Source organism: Stenotrophomonas sp. FBCC-B152 (assembly GCF_059134105.1).
The window spans coordinates 3,673,980-3,692,451 of sequence record NZ_CP101442.1 but is presented as its reverse complement, the minus strand read 5'-3'; the positions used below and the strand labels follow the sequence as shown (position 1 = coordinate 3,692,451).

The 18,472-nt window shown below is 56.1% G+C and carries 15 protein-coding genes and 1 pseudogene; 8 read left to right on the top strand and 8 right to left on the bottom strand.

The window, feature by feature from the left end; genetic code table 11:
• Positions 1-423: 423 nt before the first annotated feature.
• From NMB40_RS16880 to NMB40_RS16870, 3 genes are all read left to right on the top strand, one after another.
• Positions 424-972, top strand: a complete 549-nt coding sequence (locus tag NMB40_RS16880) for a hypothetical protein (RefSeq protein ID WP_101116305.1) — start codon at positions 424-426, stop codon at positions 970-972.
• 569 nt (positions 973-1,541) lie between these two features.
• Positions 1,542-1,955, top strand: a complete 414-nt coding sequence (locus NMB40_RS16875; protein WP_101099255.1) for a hypothetical protein — start codon at positions 1,542-1,544, stop codon at positions 1,953-1,955.
• A gap of 728 nt (positions 1,956-2,683) precedes the next feature.
• Positions 2,684-3,082, top strand: coding sequence for a hypothetical protein (locus NMB40_RS16870; protein ID WP_101099348.1), 399 nt, complete (start codon positions 2,684-2,686; stop codon positions 3,080-3,082).
• 347 nt (positions 3,083-3,429) lie between these two features.
• Here NMB40_RS16870 and NMB40_RS16865 read toward each other — a convergent pair whose 3' ends face one another.
• The 8 genes and pseudogenes from NMB40_RS16865 to NMB40_RS16830 all read right to left on the bottom strand — a co-directional run.
• Positions 3,430-3,909, bottom strand: a complete 480-nt coding sequence (locus NMB40_RS16865; protein WP_232767659.1) for an NIF family HAD-type phosphatase — start codon at positions 3,907-3,909, stop codon at positions 3,430-3,432.
• A 159-nt stretch (positions 3,910-4,068) separates the two neighbouring features.
• Positions 4,069-4,305: a hypothetical protein gene (locus NMB40_RS16860; RefSeq protein WP_146033470.1), complete on the bottom strand. Its 237-nt coding sequence runs from the start codon at positions 4,303-4,305 to the stop codon at positions 4,069-4,071.
• Entirely contained in the window at positions 4,292-5,455 is a 1,164-nt protein-coding gene (locus tag NMB40_RS16855) for a site-specific integrase (protein ID WP_101116217.1), read from the bottom strand. Before NMB40_RS16855 ends, NMB40_RS16860 begins: the two co-directional genes overlap by 14 nt.
• A gap of 98 nt (positions 5,456-5,553) precedes the next feature.
• A complete protein-coding gene (locus tag NMB40_RS16850; RefSeq protein ID WP_172448145.1) occupies positions 5,554-7,455 on the bottom strand; it encodes a helix-hairpin-helix domain-containing protein in 1,902 nt (633 codons plus the stop codon).
• A gap of 303 nt (positions 7,456-7,758) precedes the next feature.
• The gene (locus NMB40_RS16845; RefSeq protein WP_101099260.1) at positions 7,759-8,394 is read right to left on the bottom strand and encodes a hypothetical protein; all 636 of its coding nucleotides are present in this window, start codon (positions 8,392-8,394) and stop codon (positions 7,759-7,761) included.
• Positions 8,391-10,670, bottom strand: coding sequence for a hypothetical protein (locus tag NMB40_RS16840; RefSeq protein ID WP_146033471.1), 2,280 nt, complete (start codon positions 10,668-10,670; stop codon positions 8,391-8,393). Before NMB40_RS16840 ends, NMB40_RS16845 begins: the two co-directional genes overlap by 4 nt.
• A complete protein-coding gene (locus tag NMB40_RS16835; RefSeq protein ID WP_494359172.1) occupies positions 10,667-11,167 on the bottom strand; it encodes a hypothetical protein in 501 nt (166 codons plus the stop codon). Before NMB40_RS16835 ends, NMB40_RS16840 begins: the two co-directional genes overlap by 4 nt.
• Before the next feature lie 1,390 nt (positions 11,168-12,557).
• Positions 12,558-12,737, bottom strand: a pseudogene (locus NMB40_RS16830) (ATP-binding protein); the annotation flags it as partial.
• Between the two features lie 361 nt (positions 12,738-13,098).
• On the opposite strand from NMB40_RS16830, the gene NMB40_RS16825 reads away from it, so the two are divergent.
• The 5 genes from NMB40_RS16825 (at position 13,099) to NMB40_RS16805 (ending at position 18,422) form a co-directional block, all read left to right on the top strand.
• The gene (locus tag NMB40_RS16825) at positions 13,099-14,082 is read left to right on the top strand and encodes a PD-(D/E)XK nuclease domain-containing protein (protein WP_494359171.1); all 984 of its coding nucleotides are present in this window, start codon (positions 13,099-13,101) and stop codon (positions 14,080-14,082) included.
• Positions 14,082-15,374, top strand: a complete 1,293-nt coding sequence (locus tag NMB40_RS16820) for a hypothetical protein (protein WP_494359170.1) — start codon at positions 14,082-14,084, stop codon at positions 15,372-15,374. The genes NMB40_RS16825 and NMB40_RS16820 overlap by 1 nt, the downstream gene beginning before the upstream one ends.
• The gene (locus NMB40_RS16815; RefSeq protein WP_494359169.1) at positions 15,367-16,053 is read left to right on the top strand and encodes a hypothetical protein; all 687 of its coding nucleotides are present in this window, start codon (positions 15,367-15,369) and stop codon (positions 16,051-16,053) included. The genes NMB40_RS16820 and NMB40_RS16815 overlap by 8 nt, the downstream gene beginning before the upstream one ends.
• 122 nt (positions 16,054-16,175) lie before the next feature.
• Positions 16,176-16,925: a DUF3800 domain-containing protein gene (locus NMB40_RS16810; RefSeq protein WP_494359168.1), complete on the top strand. Its 750-nt coding sequence runs from the start codon at positions 16,176-16,178 to the stop codon at positions 16,923-16,925.
• 168 nt (positions 16,926-17,093) lie between these two features.
• Entirely contained in the window at positions 17,094-18,422 is a 1,329-nt protein-coding gene (locus NMB40_RS16805) for a hypothetical protein (RefSeq protein ID WP_494359167.1), read from the top strand.
• The last annotated feature ends 50 nt before the right edge of the window (positions 18,423-18,472 follow it).

Below are 18,472 nucleotides of genomic sequence, written 5' to 3'. Positions count from 1 at the left end.
CCGTAAGCCGCAGCAGTGGTACGCCGTTGGTTGCTCCGGCGGGGAGGTGACGAACGTCTGCGGGGACGGATCATGCCTGGGAAACGGGAGCCGGCCTCAAATTATCGCGTCAAGTACTGAGGGCGCAGTTCTGTGATAAGTAGCTCCTGATCCCTAAACGTTTTGGGTCAGGACAGGCATCGGCAACCATCCACCGCAAGCAGCGTGCTTGGAGGCCAATCCGTCTTGAGCCAGGTTGTGGTACTCACAGGTCGCCAGGCGCTGGTGTATCCAGCGCCTGAGCGCCAACCATCATTGGCTCTGTGGCGACACCTCCTTCGTCAGGATGGGAGGTCGACGGAACTCGATGCGGATGTCCAGGACCTAATGGCTGATCCGCCTCGCGAGGGGCCTGCGTAACACCGACTGAGAGGGGAGCTGGGCATGATCGTGTACCTGGGATGGGGTTCTCTGGTGTGGCAGCCTCGTGATCTATCGATGGTCGGGGGCTGGCGGGAAGATGGGCCGCCCGTGCAGGTGGAGTACCTGCGGCAGTCAGGCAACGGACGCCTTACCCTGGTTCTAAGCCCGAACACATCTGCGCTCCCATCGTTCTGGACCGTCTACGACGGTGGAGAGGATGTCCTGCAGGCCAAAGACAGCCTGCGTGCTCGTGAGAAAATTCTGCCTCGCAACCTTGATCGCCATGTTGGCGTCTGGCTTTCCGGATCAGCCGATCCGGCCGGCATCCCTGGGTTGCAGCAATGGGCTGCGGCCCGTGAGATCGACGTAGTTCTATGGACGGCCTTGCCGCCCAAGTTCAATGGCGAAGATAACCTGATTGCCAGTGCGGACGAGGTGCTGACCTACCTCAGTGATCTCAACGGTGAGGTGCGGGAGCGGGCAGAGGAGTACATCCGCCGCACGCCTTTGCAGATCGCGACACCCTACAGGCGGGACATCGAGCAACAGCTCGGGTGGACCCCGCTCTAGACGCGAGCGGCCGAAGGGGCATCTTGCCGACGATTGGAGAGCAGCAGTTACGCGGTCAGGATGAACCGTACGACATTGGCCAGCATCGCGCGGTCAATCTCGCCGGCGACACCGGGGTGCCGAATCGACCTCACCGACAGCCCATGCTCATGGTGCTGAAAGAAGTAGGCATCAAGAGAACCGAGGAACAGCTGCGAAGCGCCTACTCTTCGAGTAGGTGGACTATGAAGACCTGAGAAGCGAGCGAGGATGGCGCTGAGGTGCTTCGACGCCGCCGTCGACCTGGCCAGGTGACGAGCCGGCTAGGTCGTCGTGATGGGAGGGGCGACTGACGGTTCTATGGGGGGGGCCAGAACGGGGTCGGAAGTATGAACGAATGTGCGACTTCCGACCCACCATTTAAGCTGTTTCAGTCGCAGCAAATCTAAGTTCTTGATTCTCGCCGGTAAAAAATTAGCTCGTAGCTTGCAGTGACAGGTGATCGTGCTAAAACTGAGTTGCCGGCACTGCCAGCCTCGACCTGCCGTCCAAGGGGACTGTCGCGAGTACTTTCACCAGTGATTAGAGAAATGGAAAGGAATGAAGCAAATACCGACACGCCCAGCACGTTAGATCTCATCACCAATTTTGGTGTGACGACCTTCAGTGCAGCATCCGGGCTCAGCGTTGATCGTAAGCACGCGTTCATGAGCTGGGCACAGTGCTCTGACATCCCGGACCAACTGGAAGTCACAAAGAGCCACGCGTGGACGAACCTGAAGGCTCTGCAGGGTGCGATGAACGATGCTCATCCCTTGCGCGGTCCAATTGACAGCGAGATCGATGATCTTCAGTCTGGCATGCAGGGCTTGGAGGAACGGATCTTGTCCGCCCAATCTCCTGACGAACTGGCGCAGGCTGTTCTGGAATACCAGGAACCGGTAAATGCCGCCGCCAGCATGTGGTCCGCGCGCACGCCGGGCACCAACTCCGGTGAGTCCTAAGGACGCACCGCCCGAGTCCCTAATAACTCGACAGATGTAACGGAAGGGCGTGCCGTACCCGGCACGCCTTCTTCTTTTGGGTGGAGTCCTGCGCCTCTGCTTTGGGATGCCATCGTGACCAAATGGCCTGTCATGGCCTGGCCGGGACCTGTGCCGGATAAGGTCGGATTTTGAGAGTATTCTCGGACCAGACCACAAGGAGGTTTTTGGACCATGCCTCAACCATCGGTTGGCCAAATCGAAGACGTGAAAGGTGCCGCGGTTCGGACTTTCATACGGATCTCGCAGGCGTGGCGGCTGTCTGACAATGAGCAACGCCAGATCCTTGGGGTGCCCGACCTGCCTCGGTTAGATGAGTCCGTGGAAGGAATGGTTGATGATTCGGTCCTTTTGCGGATCGGGTACATCCTTTCGATCTACAGGGCCTTGCACACCCTGTTCCCTGATGCGGCTCAAGCCGATACCTGGATCCATCGCGCCAACTCTGCGCCATTGTTCGGTGGTGACCCGGCCGTCAGGCCATTGTGCAGCGGGGCTGCTGGTAGCTTGCAGGCGGTCCGGGACTATCTTGAACTTCAATTGGGGTAATTCAGGTGCTGTCCCTACCAGGTCCGAGCCAGCGTACGACACCGAAGCACGGCGGGCTGATCCTTGTCAGAAGGCTTAAGTGATCGACAAGCCCTTGGGGAGGGGCAATGTAAGTGGACGCGACCTTTGAGGGGCCAGACATGAAGCCCTCTATCCTGGCATTGGACCTGGAAGGAACACTCATCTTTAACGCCATCAGCCAGATCCCACGGGCTGGCCTCTATGGATTTCTTGAGGATGCGCGATCGCGATTTGGGGAGCTGGTGATGTTTACCACCGTTCCTGAGGACCGGATGCGCAGCATCGCCGCCCTGCTGGTCAGCGAGGGCAGTGCTCCGGCCTGGTTCGCGCAGCTTCGATATGTGAAATGGTCCGGCAAGACCAAGGATCTTAGCTTTGTGTCTGCTCGCCTTGGCGAGGCGCTATTACTGGATGACCATGGCCCCTACGTCCACCCCGGGCAGGAGAAGTTCTGGGTGGAGATACCGCTGTTCGGATCTCCTTATCCGCTGGAGGACGAAGGCATGAAGGTCGCGTAACAGCAGCTGTTTAAACGAATCGAGACACTGCAAGCTGCCAAAGATCGCTGATCTGAGCCTGCCTAGGTTGGCCTATTCACTTCCGAAAAGTGTGGCTGGTCCCGACGCCACTGTGCAGTTCGGCCGCGCATGGAAGATGGTGCGCGGCACTGTGGCCAGTCGACTGGATCAGAGCTATGTGTCGCCGGAAAGTACCCCAAGGGTTGCTGTAACGGCATGAGCTAGTCGCGTTGATCGTGACTCGTGACACTCTTAGATATCGGCTTAATGCGATTGCTTTAGCGGCATGGATCAGGCTCAGGGTTCATAAAAAACTCGCAGCTAGTTGGCTCCTTACTCGCCAGCTACTAGGTGATAGAGAGTTCGTCGCCATCATTGAGGCATCCAAGCAGGCGTTCCATTGCGAGGCTGAGGCCGTCGTCTTCTGCTGGATAGGGAGATCCAAACAAAGGAATTTTCACCCATAGATGCTCTTGGCCAGGATGCACATAGGGGCCGTAATCATCGAGTAACAGCGCTTGACCTAGATGTGGCGAAATGAGTCGTAGGTCCTTTGTCTTCCCCGACCAGTTGATGTACTGGAGTGATGCAAACCAGTCAGGGGCACTGCCATCTCGAGCCAGAAGTGTGGCGATGGTCCGAAATCGCTCTTCGGGAACAGTGGTGAAGATCATCAATCGATCAAATCGCGTTCGGACGTCCTCCAGGAACCGGCAGAGTCCGGGCCTGGGAATCTGACTGATTGCATTGGAGATGAGCGTTCCTTCAAGGTCCAGCGCCAAGATTGTCGGCTTCATCCCCTGTCTCTGCGAAAGATGCTTGCGCACACATTGCTCCTTTGGCGTGTCTCTGTCTATCTCGCGCGCCTACTGGTTAGGCGAATGCTTGAGCCCGTAGTTCGCAGTGGGGCCGGTTGGACTGGGTTACCTGTTCCAGTAGCTTGCAAGTGACACCGAGGCGGCAGAAGGTTCGTTAGGCGTGAACGATCACTCTGACTCAACTGCAGCGACTCCCAGACGAATCAATAAGTTGTGATTGGGGTCTTGGCGTCCGCCTGCATTCATTCTCAACAATGAACGTCCGACCTCGGCAATCAATGGAAATGACAACTGAACGTAGACCCCCCATGCTTCGATGCTCTTCCGGCGGACAGCCACGTCGCGGTGCACAAGCAAGGATCGGCTTGCGAAAAAGAAATCCGCAAACATCTCATGCACGGTCATTGCCAACACCTCGCTTCGCTAGGGCCTCACGTAGAGAAGCGATCTGGCCGCGGAGGTGAGCATTCTCATCGGATAGGCGGACGTGTTCCTCCTTGTCCCTAAAGGTCGCAGTTCCGCGTATACGTCGCTGTACATCTCGTACGTAAGCAGCTTGGCTGCCAAGGCTTTCTTGGCCAAGTGCACTTGCGATTGACATCGCGATTGCATCGCCTCCTGTGTCTAAGCCCAGTTCAATGCGGGCGTCCAACTCGCGCTCCAGATAGGCGTTGGTGAATCCGCGTCGCCAAGCGTGAAGCCCAGCTCCCCTGGGCCAAGCAAGCGCAATGCGGGCCTTGCTAAACATCGTGGATACAGCGCCAGCGGTGAGTGGATTCCCGGTCCTCTCGTTGAGAAATACAGCGCGACTCACACTATCCGTACGTTGGATGATCGCGCGTCTTTCGTTGTCGATGTAATCAAGCACCTGCAATGCAGCGCCAGCGGGCACACTGAAACTATTGCTGTAGCCAAATTTCTGTGCCGATGGTGCTATCTGTAGGTCCGTGTCAGGCCGATTGCGTGCGGGATCGAAGTCACCTGTGGTCAGGCTGAGGATCGATCCCCGTCGCCATCCGACGGCCCACGCCAGCCCAAAAAGAAGGCAGTTCCGACGCGCCTGATCTGGCGGGCAGGTATCGTAGAAGTACTCGGTGAGCGCGGCGCGATCGGCTTCACCTGGTACAAAGCCCATCCTGTGCTTGCTACGTTCTCCGGCATTGCGGAAGGTCAACGGATAGCGCTTACGTGGTGAAGCTATCTTTTCGGATCTTTCATCCACCAACGTGCTTGTAATCTGGCAAGCTGTGCGACCGAGTAGACGACGGCCGTTGCCATACACGTAATCCCGCTGTAACCAAGCGTAGAACAAGTAAACGTTGCGCAAGTCAAGGTTGACTGTGCGCCGCCGGGCCTGCTGGTCGCCACTGCTATTGATCGCATCACGTGCCATCAGCCCATCGCGGAACTGTTTGATCAAGTTATCCGAGGCTTGCCACAGTTCAAGTCTCCGTTCGGCTAAGTATCGATACCACTTCACCAGTGTGTAGGCGCGGTTTTCAACCGTCTTGTTAGCCAACTGCTGCGTATCAATGCAGTCAATGATGTAATCCAAGAATGGCCAGTCAGTATGGCCATCAGATCCCGTTAGATGCCAGAATATCCGTCCGTCATGGGCGCGGTCCTTACGTAGGACGACTCTGTCGACGCAAATCAAATTACCACCTCCACTCGGTCGTTGAGTGATACGGGGTCGGTGATCTTGGGCACGGCTAAAGATATCAACTGGTCAGAGCTGGAATCGATCTTCAGCATCTGGGTGGCAACCACGACCGTGCGCTGGTTGGCAAGGCAGTGAACTTCCTCCCACCAGCCGATAGTTGGCGACTGTGCCGTCGGCCAGACGATGATCAAGGTTTCGAATTCACTCCCCTCGAACCAGCTATGGGGAGCCGTTCCAGTGTGCATCTCGACGATGTTGGTGCATCGCATGTGTTTGTGATGCCATTGCCGCAGAAGGGCATCGCGCTGGGAATCGCTCAGCCCCACCACACACACCGAACCCTCTAAAGCAGCTTGATAGCATACCCCCAGTAGTGCAGCCTCGAGCTGCTGTTGCGCTATCTGAAGCACCAAATCACCTTTGCGGTCAGCCCGTCGAGAGTCGTACGAAGGCAGCTGTAAGACACCATCTGAGTCAATCGCGGGGATACGTCCATCATCGGTGACTAATTGCGCTAGCCGCGTCTCCTCCGATTCGCAGCGCTTCAACATCGTCGCCACGACATCGTCCCCAGATCGTGCTGATCCATCATCGACGACGGTCAGGCAGCATACGTGCCGCACGTTGGCCAGAATGCGGGCTAAGACACGAACCCTGGCTCTGGCGGTGACCCATATCACCCGGGTCGCGCTTTCCAGCAAGGCGCAGGGCATGCCGATTTTCTGCTGTTCCACGATAGTGGCGCCAGGCAATCGAGTCCGTAGACAGTTGGTGACGACCGCGCTATCAGTCACGACAACTGTGATGCCACCCTGTGGCGCGGTTTCAAGGCGGCTATGTAGCTGTGCGATTTGGTTGGTATCCGTCCACCCTCGCACCCAGTGAATTCTTCTCGGCTCCGAGGGTTGCGCGTCTACTTCTGGACGATCCGCAGGTTCCCAAGCGCCGCCTGCATCGCCGCTACACATCATATGGAGCCGCGTTGCAACGAATGTGATCACATGGCTTGTTGCATCACTGATCCACGCATCCCGTGGGGCGTTGACAATGCGGCCAGATTGACACGAAGCAGAGATAGCTAGCGTTGCACCTACGCGATCACCTAAGACGCTCACCAGCGCCTCTCGCAAGTCGGAATCCGGCAATGCATCCCGTCCAACATCGAGCGCCTGATGCATCAGGTCATCCACGGCGCCACGCAGCCGACGAAGGTCGTGAGATTGAACGCCGAGATTGCCCGCAATGGCGTCCACCGTAGCAAAGGACGCAAAGGCGAGCATTCTATAAGGGTCATCGTTTAGCATCGCAGCGGCAGCTTCGCCATAATGGTCCAGCATATGTGCGGCCAACTCGTCGCTTGCTTCGTGCTCGTTCATCTCTCGCACCAATGCCAAATGGTGGGTCTGGCGCTGCCAGTACTCCACAGCTTGCGTGGCCCAGCAGTCCGCTAACGGGTGGGGGGCGAGCACTTCCGCGAGTTCTGTGTATCGGGCTCTAGTAAGAGCATCACCAAGTGATCCGGGCCAACGCTTCTGCCAGCGCGCCGCCCGGTATTCCACCAAGCCTGGAATGTGGTAGCTCAGAAAGCGTGAAATCAGAGCACCTGGGGGCAGGGCGCGCTCTCCGCGCTGAACTTGCCATAGCTCTCCACCCATAGGGTGATGCATCGCCCTCCCCAAGAATCTCCATACCTGCCCTGTCTTGGGTCCAGCGGGCAGTACGCCAGTGGGAACATGGATGCGCCAAGCTCCATTCTCGGTTTGCCAGCGTACAAACAGGCCAGCTTCATCAATCTCCAGTACGCTTTCAATCATGCCGATGTGCCACACCGGATCCTCGTTCGCTAATGTGCCCTTCATGATCGAATGATCCGACCGGATGACAGTAGCCATGAGACGGACTTCAGTTGACGCTTGAGTTGCGCGTTCTCTTCGCGCAGTCTGGCGAGTTCGTGCTCGATTACCGCCTGAGTGGGGCATCTGGTGTTTGAAGGATAAGACAGGGAGTCGTCGCCACCATCCAGTGAATCTATCAGTGCGCGCAGGTCGACGTTACTGTTGGCCGAAGACCGGCTAAGGCCAACCAAGCGACACAGAGCAGCACGGTTTACCCGACCACGAATTCGCGGAACCCTATGGCCCTCGGTGAGCCAGCCCTCCAGTCGTTCCACCAAAGAGATGCCTGGATCATTTGCCTTAGGTGCCATGGCCGCTCTTCCTCAGCGGAGTAATTTTTGCCATCAGAGCGGCTAACTCTGCGTTGCGCCCGCGCTCCTCGTTCAGAGCACTGCTCAAGCGGTCGAACACGCGTTTGAACTCTTCAGTTTCGCCTTGATGCTTGGCCTGCAGGTTTGAGTAATCACGACGCAAGTCCCGAATTTGACGCTGTTGCTCTCGGATTTCCCCAATACGCAGGTCTACGGCCTGGCGCGTCAATCGTAGCTCCACCTCAAGGCGGCGCAGGGTCGACGCTCGCCCTTCTTCCATTTGGCTCCTTGCGCGATCTCGCAAGGTGGCGATCAGTCTTACCGCCTGCTCTGTACTGGTTGGTCGTTTCGCAAGTGTATCGTTGCCTGTAACACTCAGCCTGGGCAAGGCGGTCCTCAGTTCAGGTGAGTTCTGCGAACCATCCCATTGCTTGAATTGACGCAAGCTCGACGGAAAATATTCCAGTAGCTTTCTGTCATGCGTATCCAGCAAGGTGTGTCCACTCGCGTCGTGCCGATAGGGGATGCCGTTGCTTGCCCAGTCGCGCAGCACAGCCAATTTTCGGTCGATTGCCGCCTGCGCGGCCTGCTTGGCAACTTGCGACTGGTGAGCTGAGGTCTTCATGACTTGGCCCGCTGAGCCCGCAAGGCGCGCATGTGCTCGGCATTGGAGTCCATGTTCTCCCGTGTGAGACTGATCAAGCGGTCAAGATTGGAGTGATCAAAGCGAGCGCGTGCCTGCTGCATCGGGGGTAGCAGAATGTCGTGCGCTTCCTGCTCCAGTTGCCGCAAGTCCTCTTGCAGGTTCTCCAAGTAAGCCTCATTGTTGAAATGATAGGGGCAGGCGTGACATTGGCGCGCACCAGCATGCTCGCGCGCAAGCTCGCCTGCGCGCTCACATCGCGCCTTCAGGTGACGATTGCTGTCTGGCGCGTGGCATTGGCCATGGCTCATTGGCCGCACTCGGTAGCCGCGCCCGGCGAGCTTATCGGCAATCTCGGGTATCTGATCAGCGCCTATCGTGATCTGCGAAGACATCTGTCGATACAGCTTCCGCACAACACGACTAAAGCCTCCTGCGGTGGGTCTACCTTCCAGAACCTGTTCGATCGCCTGCTCCAATTTCTCTCGCTCAACCTCAGCCAATGCAGCGTCCAGGTCACCTTGCTGTTCATCGAGTGCAGTGCGCACCTTCTCATTAGCGACCATGAACCGGTCGCGTCCCAGGGTAGCGCGGATCTGCTCAGCTAATGGGCGTGATGCGGGATCGGTGACGTATACTCGCGTCATCGCTACGTCAAGATGTCGCAAATGTTGCTTGAGCGCGCGCAACTCGGCGTGGTCGTACTGATGGTAGTAAAGAATTGCATAGAAGCGTCGGAACATATGAGTGGAGAAGGGAGAACGTTCCGCGTCGCCAAACGCTACCTGCAAGAAGCTCGATAAAGATCGCGTGCGCCCCTTATCGAAGGTGAATGCATAGTGGGCTTCTGGCTTCACTCCAACTTGGGTGCGTCGCCCGCAAGCGAATAAGCTATCACCAGCAGTGATCGCGGTATCGAACGGAGCGCAGGCAATTTTAAGCATCTCTAGGCAGCGCAGGGAATCGGCAGAGGTGCGATTGATGTAGAAGGTATGGCGATCGAAGTACGTCTTCTGGATGTAGAAGCTTGTCTGATAGATCCCAAGATCGTCATCGAGAACTTCTAGGTCGCCCACGCGCACGCCAATATGAGGATCGCAGATCTCTCGCTGTCGGCGGGCGTTCATCGCGGCCAATAGCACGCCGCACGCTCCCTGGACTGCACCAATCAACTGTTCCACCGTATACACATCATCCTGCTTGCCGTAATGGCCGCTATTAACCCAGCGGGCCACGGGCTTTCCTGTCAGCGTGCCAAGTTCTTTGGTAATAGGCTGTGACTGCAGCCATTCGGCCGATAGGATTGGGGCGGGTGTAACGGCGCACTGGACAGCCTTTGCGTACTGGCAGAGTTCAACAACGCGTGGCGCGACGTCATACAGAAGGCGCAAGGAAGCCTTCAGAAGATCAATCGCCGTTGGCAGGCTGAGGTTGTCGGTGCGCCCTGCTGCCTTAAGTGACATACGCGCTGCGACATGCGAGGGTCGGTTAGCAACGCGGTGCCGAAGGCGATCAACAGTAGCGGGTAGATTGCACCAGTCGTTAAGCCAGCCCAGTGTGTTATGAACTACTCCTTCTCCTGGAGCACCGTCTGAGATGACGGACCGGTCTGTCCATCCCTGCGAGAGTGGTGCATCCACCATGCTCTCGATGCGCGCCTTGATGATCTCTGGAAGTCCCAGAATCCCGCCCCAGCCTAGTCGTGCTCGCCAGAAAGGCTGCAGAAGCGTTTCGATGTGCGCGATAGAGCCACCTTGAATGCGGTAGTGGAAACCGCGGGCGAGCTCGTCAGGTGTGATCACATCAAGAGCGCGGTGCCATCGGGCGGTCAGGTCCAATGCTCCGGGCCAGCCACGGGTAACAAACTCTTTGATCAAGGTGCTGGTGTGTTCTGAAGTAGCGTCAGATAGGCGATACACACCGTGTGCACGTAGCCAGTCGAGAGTATGGCGGAACAGGTAGAGCTGGCGACTAAGCATGCGCGGCGCAGGCATGCCCGTTTTTGCGCTAAGCAGTCGGCGATCGGCGATGGCCAGTGCGGTGGCCAAGTACGCCGGCTCGTCGGGCAGCCGTGATACGGCTTGGTGCGAGCTGGTCGGAGGGAGAAATAGTTCGGACAGATCAAATTGGTGAGTGCTGTCGTCTGCTCGATAGCTCAGGTAAGTCCCTTCCAGAGTCAAGCGGTTGGACTGAACCAGATAGGGATCGGATGCAGTGGAAGCGGATTCGGAACCAAGTCGTGCTTTAGGCAGCATCATGTCAGTGCCCTTTGCGCGTTTCGGAGAAGGTCTGGGCGACGGTCCTGCACGATCTTCAATAGCACGTGCATATACAGCAGGCGAGGAAGGTGAATGCGGGAGAATGCCTCAGGATTGGAGCGTGAGAGCTCGAACCAACGTGCGCGATAGTAACTCTGGGTTCGTAGTGCCATCTCTAGCGTGTGCTCGTCGGCGTGAAGCCGATAGTGAGGACAGCCCACCCCTGTCTGGCAATGCAAGCCCGCACATGGTTCGTCGGTTTCCATTGAGTGGCCTGGTGGTCCGGAGAAAGGGTTCGTGCACAAGCCCCCGTCACCGGTGGGTAGCATGAGCGCGGCATCGACATCGAGCAATCGTAGTTGGCGCTTATCTACGAGGGTCTCGCCGCCTTGAGCGAAAGTAATCGTGGTCTCGATGCGGCGCTGAAACTGAAGCATGTTTGCTTCGTTCATGCGGAAGAAGAGCGTGTCACGGAGGTACGAATCAGTGACGGTCAAGTCGTTATGTCCAAGTAGGACGCGTACCGCCTCGAGATCACGCTGCGGGAGGTAAGTGAGCCCAGCCTTCAGCGTTCGTATCTCCGAAGGTCTGAAGCGTTCTAGGCCATTTCTCTCGCAGAAGGCGTGGATTCGCTTGTCCGAGGTGAAGGCTGTGATGTTGGAGAAGTTGTCGCGTTGCCAGCCAAACCAGACACGACGTTCGGAAGCGTCTATCAGTCCGGCCTTCTCCAGTTGGCTACGGTTCCATAGAAGTAAGGAAACCGCCTTGCACACCATTCTCGCGGAAGGTGGGATGTCTACGACTGGAGTGTCGTCGTCGGTTTTGCCTTTGTATCCTTGAAGTCGATACCCTCCTTGGACAAGTGGCTGAGCCGGTGTTCCAGCCCGTGTGTAGCATTAGGGCAAGAAAGATGGCGGTCAACACCGCGTTGGGCAGTCGATCGCGTGCGTGGAACCATGGTGAAGATACCGCGCGAAATAGGTATGCGCCGAAACCTTCAAGCGCTGCGAACTCCTCTTGCACGGGATAACGTCCGATGGGCCAACCGTTCGCTGCGTATGCCGTGCGCGGGCCGGTTTGCTCCTGCAGAAGCACTGCGACGATGTCGCTGATCGGAGCATCTTGTAATCTGACACGCCCCCCGACAGGGTTCGATGCGTTCATCCAGCGAAGGACCAGGTCGCGCGTGCCTTCTGGAACTTGGACGATTAGCAGTTCCTCCTGCCACGTGCAGAGACGCTCGTACGCCGCAAACTCATTGGCGATCGCGGATTCAATCGCATTATTGCGACTCTGCAGGAGCGCGTGAGTCTTCTGGCGTAGATCGTCCCAGTCTTCGTGAGATTGGACGGCAATACTTGCCGGAAGATCATTTCGGCGGAGCTTCGGCGGGCGACGTAGTCGGGGAAAGTGTTCTTGGATCGTGTGCTGCAAACTATTTCCGTCCTTGAGAACGTCAGGCCCGGATGTGATGACCTGACGAAGCGCCGCTGAGTACTTGGTCCTAGTATTAATGGAGAGGCCCTGCGTGCTCTGAAGGTCGCCCTCGATAGCATGCAGTAACGCAACTACCTCTCCTGCGGTGATTTGGTCTACACGCTTTCGAAACAAAGCGATGGAACCGATCTGTAGGCACTTGAGTGCCCGTCTGAAGGAGGACACCGGGCCGCAAGGCATAGGTGTCAAGAGGGCTTTTTGCTGGAAGGCGACTACCGCTTGGTAAAGCGCTGAATCCGCTGGCCAATCTGACAGATCCAGCAAGCTGGTGCCGATGCTGCGCCTGCCTCCGCGTTGACGCTCCACTGAAATGGCAAGATCTCGCTTCTCGCTCCCTGCTATACGCGATCCTAGTGATCCCTCAGCAGTGGATAAAAAAAAAGTGTTCGGTTCCAATAGCTTAAGCCGCGTGGTCGGTAGGTACACATTTCCTAGAATACACTCCATCGCTGCCACCAGCTGGAAGCGCGAAGGGAACGCGTGGGTGCGTGCGGCGCGGGCGACCATGACCGTGCCCGATTCCAGCGGCTCGCGTAGTACTTCGAGGGTGTGCCGGCTCCACTCGGGAACTTAGCACTTGTCAACCCAAGGTTGTCAGATAGAGCAGCGTACCCCTTCATCTCCAAGGCCTCTGCCCATCGATGAGCGTGTAGGCGCCTGTCCTCCCTGACCCCGGTCGGGCAATCAGCGATCGAATTGCCTGACAAGTCGACACATTGTCAAATCGAGATGGGCGCTCGCAAGGGAGCTGGCGCCCGTCATCACAAATACTGGCCGGGAGATAGGCGGCTCATGGCCTCAGCGGAAATGGCCTGGTGGAAAAGACCATCGAATTTGGATAATCTTCGTCAGGGCGCATGGAGCGCCCTCACACCCTCGCCTCGAGGCATTAGCGAGTGTGGTAGCGCCGTAAGACTTCCAGGGGGGGGAGATGGCTGAGACCGCGAATATCGCCAAGATGGCCGAAAAGGTGTCGGGCGACATCTTTGAAATATTCGGCTGGGAGAGAGTCCTGCCCAGCGATCAGAACTGGGATTGCGTAACTGAAGAGCATGAGAAGAAGACGCATCCGAGCGATGTTGTTTTTCGGTACAAGCATCCCTATCTGGACTCGACCATATATTTCACTACGGACCTCAAGAGTTTCGCGAAGGGGTCGGTGACCAAGCAGCAGGTGAGAAAGGCAGTCGCCTCTTTGGGCATGTCTGCCGCTTGTGCGGCCATCAGTGACGCTTGGCAAACGCTGTATTTGGCATCTGACACGAAGTGGGATGTGCGTGGGTTGCTATTTGTCTACAACCACGACGGGGAGTACTCAGGCAACTTTGATGAGTTGCTAGCAGATGCGAACTCAGCAAAAACGGGTCTTTCTTCCTCAACTGTCCTTCACGTTGTTGATCCGGAAAGGGTTGCATACCTTGTCACTGTGGCAAATGACATCGTAGCTCTAAAGGGAAAGAAGAAGCTTCCCGTGGATGAATCAAGGTTCTGGTTCTTTTACCCGGACTTGATCGGCGAGCCATCTCGGCAGCCACGAGCTAAATCTGCGACGATCGAGTCTCTTTGTGGCCCTCTCATTGTGTGCGAGTACATCCTTGACCAGTCTGTTGGCCCAGCTACGACAGGCGCTTTGGTCTACTACTCCAGGAAAGGAGAGCATATCGATGAGTTCAAGTACATCCTGGACTACTTGTTTCGCTATCAGTTGCTAAGCAATTGCGATCAGATCGTTATCCGTATGGCTCGTGCTGTTGCAGAAGCCCCCGCTCTATTCAAAAAAGCGGTGGATGCTTACGTCTCGGACTTCAATGACCTTCAAGAGGTGCGAGAGCGTCTGGGTCGAGTCAAGTTGGAGACAATTACAAATGTTGTGACGGTCTTTAGTCAGGTCGAAATTGGCATGGGTGAGCGTTGATGGCTATGTATTTTGCTGATAACAAGGACGTTCGCGACCTACTCGAGACATCCAAGCAAAAGCTAACGCTCGACGTGTTGCGGGCATTCCTTCTGCGCCGCGGAATGATCGTCTCAGATGACGCCACGAAGGCAGACCTCTTTGACCAGATCTCAATGTGGACGTTGGATCTCGAAGATCTAAACTGGCTGCTTGATAGAACGGCGCGGGCGGACAGGGCCGAGCGGTACACATCCGCCACAGTTGTGGGTAACTTCACTGCCGAAGACGTTCGTAAAGCCTTGGAAAAATTGAAAAAGGGAGAGATCGGGCCCTTATTCGATTCGATCACTGTCACGAAGTCTGCGGGAGGGCCATTTTTGGCGTCTGCAACCTATTCAGAGCTCGATCCGGCGAAAACGCGACTAAGACAAAAACGTACTCGAGATGGTTCGATTAGGTTGGAGATAGGGCATCAGGGCGTTAGCGTGCGTCATGAAGCGAATGAAAAGATGTCAGCCGCTGTAGACGAGCTAATAAAAGCTATGGCCGCCGAGAAGGAAGAAGCAGTAGCGGCGCGCAAGATCGAGCTTTCTCATCTGCCCAGCGCCGAGAGCAGGACGGCTTTCTTCCTTACCCTCATAGGTGGGGTTAAAGGAATGAAGCTTTCGGACGTTAGCAAGGTGCAGGTGGAGCGCTCAGAACACTTCGGCATGGACTCAAACGACGTCGACACAGCGCTCGATAGCGAAGAAGACGGCGATGAAGATGGTGACGGCCCTGACGCCGAGAACGACCAGGAAGATCTGAATGAAGCAGACCTCGACCTCGTAGGAAATCAAGTTCGAGGCGCAATCCTTCGAGGAGTCTCACTATTGACTAGCCCCGAGTTTCAGATGATGAAGAAGCACTTCTTCCTCTATGGTATGGAGTGGACAGGGGAGGAAGACTTTGAAAAGGGTAAGATCGTTCAGTTTGAAGCGGCATTTGAGAACCCGCAAGCTTGCATAGGCTTTCGATACAAAGTCAAAGGGGTCATTGATCGCAAGAAGTCTGGAGATGGAGAGGAATTCGTTAAAACGTCAAGGCCATGCACGGATGTTGAGAATTCCCACTACATGAGGCTGTTGGAGGACGCATCAGTAAGCGCCCTTGAAGCGGTGGACCCAGGCTTCTCAGGGCCGCCATCAGACTTGAGTGGCGGCGACTCAGAGAACGCCATCGTGGCACCGTCTTCAAGTTCCATCGTCGATGAGCAATCTACTCCAAGCGACTCGACCGGATCAGGCATTGAGGGGCAACAGCATGGCTAGTCGATATCGTTTCTATCAGTGGTCGGTTTCCCCCAAGCAGTTTGCGCTGCTGAGAAAACGCCTGGAAGAGTCCGAGTTCAATGATGAGGTCAGTCATGGAGTGCGGTTAACCAAGGCGGGTAGATCTTTCATTGAGGGGCGATATTTTCAAAAGTTTTCCTATGAGGAGCAGGAGCTGCTGCCGGGCGGTGCCACCTCTACGGTAGAGAGAGTGGGGTTCGTCATCACGAATTTTATCTTGCGGCCTACGCGGTGCGGCTTGGTAATCGCAAGTCCTCCGCGATCTGTGAGTAGCTTCATGATGTTCGTGTCAACTCTGCTCGACCACAATGTGACAGTTCAATCGCCTCTACTCGACCTAATACGTGTCAAGCGCTTGGTGCGGTCGATACTTGGCACTTGCACGGTTACTTCGGTCAAAATCGCTGGAGCCCAGCTCGCCGAGAATGTCGTTGCGGACATAGCGATAACGGATCAGCAGGATGCACTTGAGAGGGCCTTGAAGCTCTATCCGCAGCACCGCCGCTGTATAGGCAAGATCGACATCGTGCACACCGATGCTCATAGCGGGAAGTCGCGCCTAAGTGTGGTGCGCAACGGTTCCATTAGTACGACGTTGCCACGGACTGCGATTGATATGCTCTGGAACGTTATGGAGGAGGCTCTGCAAGAGAAGTGACGTCTGCGGGTGGAAAGAGATTCGTATCTATCGCTCAGTGCTTGCGTTTCACGTCGGTACTAGCGCGCCCTTCGTGTTCCCCTCGGACGGATCGCATCAAAATATAAGCCAAGCGGTCGCATATGACCTACTCGAAGCCTTGGGGCACTTCTATGTTGATCTGCTATTTCGATGAGGTGAAGCCCAATCCCGACGGCCAGCCGTACTATTGGCTCGGTGGATTGGCCATGCGCGATTCAATTCTGCAGGAGGTAGAGTCCGACCTGTCCGCCCTTGGGTACGAGTGCTTTGGAACCTATGATCTTCTTCCATCAACTGAGTTCCATGCAACTGACATCTGCTCGGGAAATAGGAACTTTAGGCGGTGGATTCGCCCAGACCGGCGCCTAGAAGTGCTTAAGAGGCTGGCACAGGTTATAGCGAGGCCAGAGAGTATCTTTAGGGTGGTCGTGCGAATGGACGTGGCGCGAATAGCCGGAGGCGTGGACTATGAGGCGATGGCATTTATGTTTCTCGTGGAGAAGGTGAACCAGCTCTGCAGAGGACGGCAAGAGCTTGCGCTAATGATTGGCGACTTCGAGCATGGTGGAGTTGTCGAACGTTCGGTCAGGAGCCTTGCGCAGTATCGACAGAATGGAACGCTCTACGCCTATGGCCAAGACATAGATCGCGTGATAGACACGGTTCATTTCGCGCACTCACATCACTCTAGACTGCTTCAGCTCGCGGACGTATACATGTGGTTCAAGCAACTGGCTGATAGAAGTGACGAGGCACGCGGCATTAAGGTCGAGCTGCTTCGTTACCTGCGCGAGGACCTGGGGATCATGTGGCCTACGAAGTACAAGCTATGGCCGGGGGGCGAGGAATAGGACGTGGCTTACTACGCCAATTGAATAGCTACCGCGATGCGGGGAGCGGAAGTCTCCAGTCCACGCGAACGGCCAGTGAGCTCGGACAGACTCAACCGCCTGGGTGATGCCGGCCTGCTTCAAACATCAGCTTGGTAGGACTAGAGGCTAGCAGTCCAGCATACTGCATTGGATTTGAAAACTTCATCAAACTCGCTGATTCCAGCGACGACAAGAACTTCTGACATCACCACAATGATTATTTTTGAACCACCAGAGCTTCAGGCGGCTTTGCAAGATGCAATTGTTAGGCTGGGCTCTGCATTCGGAGTCGAGTGGCAGGGAGTCGAGCTGGATTCCGAGCTTGATGTCGACTTGGATGAAGAAGTTACGCTTGCTTTGGGTACGTCTCTAACCCTCAGTTTTCCGCGATCGGAGGTTGATGCCGAACTCACGATTCGTGACCTGATAGAGCTGTCGCTTGAGGTGACCGACCCTGCATCCACATGCGATGGTCTGACCTATCACTCCAAGTTTCGCACCGTAGTCAGGATGAAGTCTTGGGACCTGAGGTCAGACGGATTTGTCAGCAGGATCGGCTCGCCGGAGAATGAAGGAGGCAAGATTATCGGTGAGATAGAAGGGAATCCGGTCTCGGTCTCTCTTCTTTCACCATCACCTCATTTCGGCGCGGCAATCGTCGTCAAGGATCATTTCTACGATAAGTACAACCCTCCGCTGGGTTGGGACGAGTTCTTCGTCGAAGTTAATCATCCCATGGGCGCGACAATAGCTGGATCGAACGCTCTGATCCAAGCTTACTTGTTTGAATTGCACGTTACTCTCGGATTGGACTTCTCAGAGGCACCTCGGCCTGTGGAATTCGACATCGAGTATCCGGAGGATGAGGAGATCGGCGACCTTGTAGAGCGGGCAAACAACATGAGGCCGCTGCTCACGGGCCCGGGGCTAGTGGCGGTGCTCTCGGAATTCAACAGCGTGAATGGATTGTCTATGGGGGATGCGGCGCTCTTGGCCTACGTTAAGTGCATTGAGTACGTTTCTGCAACCGTGGTTAGGGAAAAGCAGTACGAGGATCTGCGTAAGCGGCTACTCTCAAAGGATGCACTCAACCCCAATGCTGAGTTCATGGATGGCCTCCTTGTGCTGTTCGAGGAGAATCGAGTCTTCACCCGGGACGCAGAGGCGCTTCGCTTGTCGATCGAACGTTGCTGTGATCCACTTCCTATGAAACTGCATTCACCGCCAATTCTCCGCAGCCTTGCCAAGATCCACTCGTCGAGCTCTTCGGAAAATCGCAATCAGGCGCTCGTGGACTTGGCGGCTGTTCTTTCTGCCACCAGGAATCAGCTCGCTCACGCAAAGGCCAACTATCGTGTGACGGGTAAGGAATGCCCGCAGGAGCAGCTCCAAAGCTTGGTGGTATGCGCGCGAATAGCGGCTGAGCAGTGCATACGTTGGTACGCTTCACGCTCAGAAGAACTACGTAGAAGCTGATCGCAGGACGAGTCCATTCCTGCAGCCCTTGCACGGAAGTCGCCCACGGG